Genomic DNA, 5425 nt, shown 5'->3' with positions numbered 1-5425 from the left:
GTGTTCAGGTCGGGCGCCGCCGCGTCGGGCAGGTTCATGCCGGCCTCCCCCCCCCCCCCCCCCCCCCCCCCCCCCCCCCCCCCCCCCCCCCCCCCCCCCCCCCCCCCCCCCCCCCCCCCCCCCCCCCCCCCCCCCCCCCCCCCCCCCCCCCCCCCCCCCCCCCCCCCCCCCCCCCCCCCCCCCCCCCCCCCCCCCCCCCCCCCCCCCCCCCCCCCCCCCCCCCCCCCCCGTCGGTGACCACGCGGACGGTGTTCAGGTCGGGCGCCGCCGCGTCGGGCAGGTTCATGCCGGCCTCCACACCGGTGCGCAGGTAGTCCAGAACGGTCCGGGTCAGCCGCTCCCCCGGCAGCGCGGCGGGGATGCCCGGCGGGTACGGGGTGATCATCTCGGCGGCGATCCGGCCCTCCGCCTCCTGAACCGGCACGTCCTCGTGCGCGCCGAAGTAGGCGTCGCGCGGCAGGCACGTCTGTTCCATCCGCAGGTCGGCGGGGCTGCGCAGGCGCACGGTCGGCGAGTCGGGGAACTCGTCGGCCCGGGAGACCAGCTCGCCGACGGCGTCGAGCAGCACCCCGGTGGTGTGCCGGTCGTCGGCGTGGGTCAGTTGGGTGTTGATCCTGCGGTGATCGCTGACGTGCACGTCCAGGTGCCGGTGCTCACGCAGCCAGTCGGCGGCCTGGTAGCCGGTGAACGGCAGTTGCGAAAGGTCGATGACGACCGGCAGCGGGTCCAGGTCGGCCGCCAGCCCCTGGCCGACGAAGTCGGACCTGTCGTCGACGTGGAGCCCGTCGATGGCCTCCAGGCGCTGCCTGACGTCGGCGGCGAGGTCCAGCGCGTGCCCCAGCAGCCGGTCGCCGTGCTGCACCATCTGGCGCCTCCAGCCGTCCAGACCCGCGTAGATCAGCACGTTGGGGCTCGTGGTGCCCAGCAGGTCGGCGCGCTGGGCCAGCGTCAGCGGGTCGATGTACGGGCCTTGCAGGTGGAAGACGGAACCCTGCTCCAGGCCGCTGCCCATCTTGTGGATGCTGGTCACGCACACGTCGGCGCCCGCGTCCATGGCCCAGGTCGGCAGGTCGCTGTGGAAGGGCAGGTGGGCGCCCCACGCCTCGTCGACGATGAGCGGGCGGCCTCTGCGGTGGCAGACGTCGGCGATGGCGTGCAGGTCGGCGCACGTTCCGTACGGGGTCGGGCTGGTGACCAGGGCGCCGCGCGCGTCCGGGTGCTCCTCGAAGGCGGCCTCGAACGCGTCAGCGGGCGGCGCGTGCGCGAGCAGCCGCTCCTCGTCCCACCGCGGCTCCACCCACACCGGGTGGATGCCCGAGAGGACCAGCCCGGAGACCACCGACTTGTGGGCGTCCCGGCCGACCAGCAGCTTCTCGTGCGGTCCCGCGACCGTGAGCATCGCCGACTTCACCGACAGCGAGCTGCCGCAGGTCGAGAAGAACGTGTGCTCGGCGTGGACCGCCTCCGCCATGAGCTGCTCGGCCTTCACGAGGACGGCGGCGCGGGTGCGCCGGTCGTCCAGCCCTCCGGAGGCCAGGACGTCACCGTGGAAGACGGCGTCGCCCAGCACCTCGCGTACGCGCGGGTCGGCGCCCCTTGCCTGCTTGTGGCCCGGCGGGGAGAACGGCAGCTCGTCCGCCTCCCGGTAGCGGGCCAGTGCTTCCAACACCGGTGCGGCATCGTGATCCATGGCTCCCGTAGTGCCCGTACAGGCCGGAACGGAACCAGTCGTCCGCGGGCAGGGCCGGCGCGGGGTGGCCAGGCCCGGGTCAGCCCCGCTCGCGAGGCGTCTCGCGGACGACGTCCTCGGGCTTCTTGTCGTCGCGCAGGCCCAGAAAGCGGGGGTGGCGCAGCATGCCGTCGCGGGTCCACTCCGTGAAGCCGATCTGCGCCACCAGGCGGGGCTCGACCCAGTGCGCACCGCGCTCGCGGACCGGGTCGGCGAACGGGGAGCGACGCGCCTCGAGCTGGTCGAGGCCGCGCCGCAGGGTCAGCAGCGTCCTGCGGTCGTAGCCGGTGCCGACCTTGCCCGCGTAGCGCAGCGCGCCGTCCTCGTAGTAGCCGAGCAGCAGCGCCCCGAAGCCCACCCGGCTCCCGGCGGGCTCGGTGAAGCCGCCGACGACCAGCTCCTGACCGCCCGCGCACTTGAGCTTGAGCCAGTCGGGGGACCTGCGGGGCTGGTAGCGGCCGTCCGCGCGCTTGGCGATCAGCCCTTCCCAGCCCTTGGCGCACGCTTCGTCCAGCAGCTGCTGCCCGCCCTCGTTGCGGTGCGGTGTGAAACGCAGCGGCGCCCGGAAGTCCAGCGCCGCGCGCAGCAGCGACTTGCGGGTGCGCAGCGGCAGCCCGGTGAGGTCCATGCCGTCGAGCCGCAGCAGGTCGAAGACGTAGTAGGTGACGGCGACACCGCTGGCCCTGGCCTGCCGCTCGGTACTGAGCTGCATGCGCTGCTGGAGCCGGGAGAAGTCGGTACGGCCGCCGGCGAAGGCGACGATCTCGCCGTCGACGGTGAAGTCGGTCCGGCTCTGGGCCGCCAGTGCCTCCACGATCTCGGGGTAGGTGGCGTTCACGCGCCGCCCGCTGCGGGACAGCAGCCGCTCGCCGCCGTCCTCGCGAACGGCGAGCGCCCGCACACCGTCGAGTTTGCGTTCGAAGACCCAGCCACCCGCGGAGAAGTCCCGCCGGTCGCTGAGCTCGGCACGCATGGGCTGCTCGGCGAGCCTGCCGCCCGAGGGCGCCTTGCGCAGCAGCGCGCGCTGCTCCTGCGGCAGCGTGTCGAGCAGGCCGCTCACTGCCTGCCGCCCTCGCGGGTCCACTGCTCACTCGACTCCTCGCGCACCTGCTTGAGGGTGCGGTCGCTCAGCGCGGAGCGGACCCGCCACGGGTCGGGGGTGCCGCGCGAGGAGGCGTGGCTGTCGCTCTTCTTGACCAGCAGCCACGCCTCGCGCTCCCCGTCGCCGCCGCTGCGGAAGCGGGAGAGCGCCCAGTCGCCGCGCAGCTTGCCGCCGTGCATCCGGAAGGAGATGTGGCCCTTGGCCAGCGCCTTGCCGAAGTCGTGGGACAGCGGCTCGTAGGTGCCCTCGTCCCAGACGATGACGGGGCCCGCGCCGTACTCGCCGCGTGGAATGACGCCCTCGAAGGTGCGGTAGTCCAGCGGATGGTCCTCGGTGGGCATGGCCAGCCGCTTGTCGTGCGGGTCCACGGACGGGCCCTTGGGCACCGACCAGGACTTGAGCACACCGTCCCACTCCAGCCGGAAGTCGAAGTGCAGGCTCGTCGCGTCGTGGATCTGCACCACGTAGCGGGGCTCCTCGCCACCGCGCGCCCGCTTGCCCTCGGGTTCCTCCGTGCGGTCGAACCGCCGCTTGCGCCGGTATGTCCCCAGCGCGTCGTCGTCACCACTCACGCCCGGTCCTTCCCGGCCACGGCCGCGCCGGCCGTGGCCTTCTCACCACCTGCCGCGTTCCCCTCGTCGGGCGGACGACACCGCACACCGCCGTCCGCAGGGCACCGGCCGCCGCCGGGGCGGCACCGCGCGCCGCTCCGGCGGACGGGGCGGCTGTCAGCCGACGGGGCCGAGCTGGCTGGCCCAGGGGATGAGCGGATAGCTGAGCGGGGGCGGACGGACACCGCCCGGGCCGATGACATGGCTGCCGATGCGGCCACCGAGGTGGACCAGCCGCCCGTCGTCCTCCCTGAAGTGCACGGCGCCGTCCCCGCGCTGCACGGCCGCCACCGCTTCCGCCAGGAAGCCCAGTTCGCCGGTGTCACGGTCCGACCACTCGTACGCGCTCCACATGTACTGGTCCACCCACAGGGTGGCGGTGTCCTCGAGACAGACGGCGATCATGGTCGAGGCGCTGCCGGGGCCGACGAGGACGCAGAACTCGTCCGTCACGATCGGCGAGAGCGGGTAGCCGGGCACGGCCCGAGCCGCGTCGGTGAAGATCTGCACGACCGGGTGCGCGGGGCGGGGCGCGGCACCGCCGGGAGGGTGCGGGTCCGGACGCCGCGCGTCCACCGGGCTGCCCGGACGCACGTGGACGTGCGGGAGGCGCGCGGTCTGGTCGCACCGCGCCCCCTCCCCCGCGTGCTCGCTCAGCTGTTCACTCACCGTCGCGTCCCTCCGTTGTCCGCTCGTCCGGTCGACCGTCCACCCGTTCGTCCGTCCGTCCGTTCGCCCGTCCGTCCGTTCGGCTTTCTCTGCCGGTCCGCCAGTCCGCCGGTCCGCCGGTCCGCCGGTTCGCCGGTCGTGGCGCGGCACCGCCGTCATCGACGGTATGCGCGAGAGGTCCAACCGGCAGCCTGGAGCGCGCGAGCCGGTGACGGCGGTCCCCTCCGCTCCCGGACGGCGCGGGGACCGCAGTCACCGGACGCGGGATCGGATCGGCCGCGTTCTGCCACGCGGGCGGGCGTACCTCCGCGGGCGGCGGCCGAGTTGAACCGGAAGGGGAGGCGCGCGGGTGACCGTACGCCGTCGGCACCGGACACGAGGAGGCCCCTGATGACATCGACGCCCCGCACACCCGCCGCCCCGGCGCCTCCGCCAGGCGGCGCCGTCCCGGCAGGCGGAACCGTCCCGGCGGCCCGGGGAGCCGAGGCGGCACGTCCCGCAGTGGTGCCCGCCGCCCAGCACACGGGAGCCGGTCCGCACCCGGAACACGGCACGGACCCGGAGCACGGCCCGGACGCGGAGCACGATCCACACGCGGAGCACGGCCCGGACGCGGAGCTCGCCGCCTACCTCGCCGCCCATCCCTCCCCCGCCGCCGCGGTGGACGCGGTCATCCGGGACGAGCGGGGGCGGCTGCTGATCGTCGATCCCGTCTACAAGCCGGGCTGGGACCTACCCGGCGGCATGGTGGACGACGAGGGCCTGGTGGACGGCCTGGAGAGGGAACTCCGAGAGGAGCTGCGCCCCGCCAGGCTCCGCGTCGGCCGCCTGCTGGCCGTCGACAACGTACCCGCCACCGCGTACGGCCGGGCGCTGACCGCCTGCGTCTACGCCGTCCACCTGCCGCACCCGCTGGCCGCCGAGGACCTGCGGCTCCAGCGGGACGAGCTGCGCGCCGCCGAGTTCGTGCCCGAGCGGGAGGCGCTGGCCCGGCTGCCCGAGCGGCTGCGGCGGCGTGCTGCCGCCGCCCTGGCCGCCGAGCGTGGAGCCGCGACGGCCCACCTGCTGGACGGGCACCCGGCGCCCCTGGACGAACGGGACCGCAGGGCACTGCTGCCGGGCCCTGCCGTCGCAGCGGCGGCCCTGGTGACGGACGGGAGAGGCCGGGTCCTGGTGGTCACGGGCAAGCACACGGGAGCGGGCACGGGCACGGACTCGTGCGCCGACGCAGACGCAGAAGCAGACACAGACATCGGCACCGGCACCGGCACCGGCACCGGCACCGGCACCGGAGACGCGTGCGAGGGGTGGGAG

General features: G+C 75.1%; 5 protein-coding genes. 1 reads left to right on the top strand and 4 read right to left on the bottom strand.

All coding sequences use genetic code 11. The annotated features are described in order from the left end of the window. Positions 1 to 34 precede the first annotated feature (34 nt). The 4 genes from AB8Z75_RS31175 to AB8Z75_RS31160 form a co-directional block, all read right to left on the bottom strand. Positions 35 to 1690 carry an aminotransferase class I/II-fold pyridoxal phosphate-dependent enzyme gene (locus AB8Z75_RS31175; RefSeq protein WP_369207892.1) on the bottom strand — a complete coding sequence of 552 codons (1656 nt, stop codon included), beginning with the start codon at positions 1688 to 1690 and terminating at the stop codon, positions 35 to 37. 79 nt (positions 1691 to 1769) lie between these two features. Further along, positions 1770 to 2789, bottom strand: coding sequence for a non-homologous end-joining DNA ligase (gene ligD / locus AB8Z75_RS31170; protein WP_369207890.1), 1020 nt, complete (start codon positions 2787 to 2789; stop codon positions 1770 to 1772). Then, positions 2786 to 3403, bottom strand: coding sequence for a DNA polymerase ligase N-terminal domain-containing protein (locus tag AB8Z75_RS31165; protein ID WP_369207888.1), 618 nt, complete (start codon positions 3401 to 3403; stop codon positions 2786 to 2788). Before AB8Z75_RS31165 ends, ligD begins: the two co-directional genes overlap by 4 nt. Before the next feature lie 156 nt (positions 3404 to 3559). Further along, complete coding sequence (locus AB8Z75_RS31160; RefSeq protein WP_369207886.1) at positions 3560 to 4111, bottom strand: hypothetical protein; 552 nt, start codon at positions 4109 to 4111, stop codon at positions 3560 to 3562. Between the two features lie 390 nt (positions 4112 to 4501). Between AB8Z75_RS31160 and AB8Z75_RS31155 the strand changes: the two genes are divergently transcribed. Next, positions 4502 to 5425 (top strand): NUDIX domain-containing protein (locus AB8Z75_RS31155; protein WP_369207884.1); only part of this gene is annotated, 924 nt, incomplete at its 3' end.

It is taken from the genome of Streptomyces sp. PU-14G, from assembly GCF_041028275.1.
GTDB lineage: Bacteria > Actinomycetota > Actinomycetes > Streptomycetales > Streptomycetaceae > Streptomyces.
Note: the sequence above shows the minus strand (reverse complement) of the source record. Positions and strands in the feature narration are given on the sequence as shown.

What these genes read in the sequence shown, in the direction of transcription:
- AB8Z75_RS31175 (WP_369207892.1), bottom strand. Translation starts at nt 1,690, where the DNA reads ATGGATCACGATGCCGCACCGGTGTTGGAAGCACTGGCCCGCTACCGG.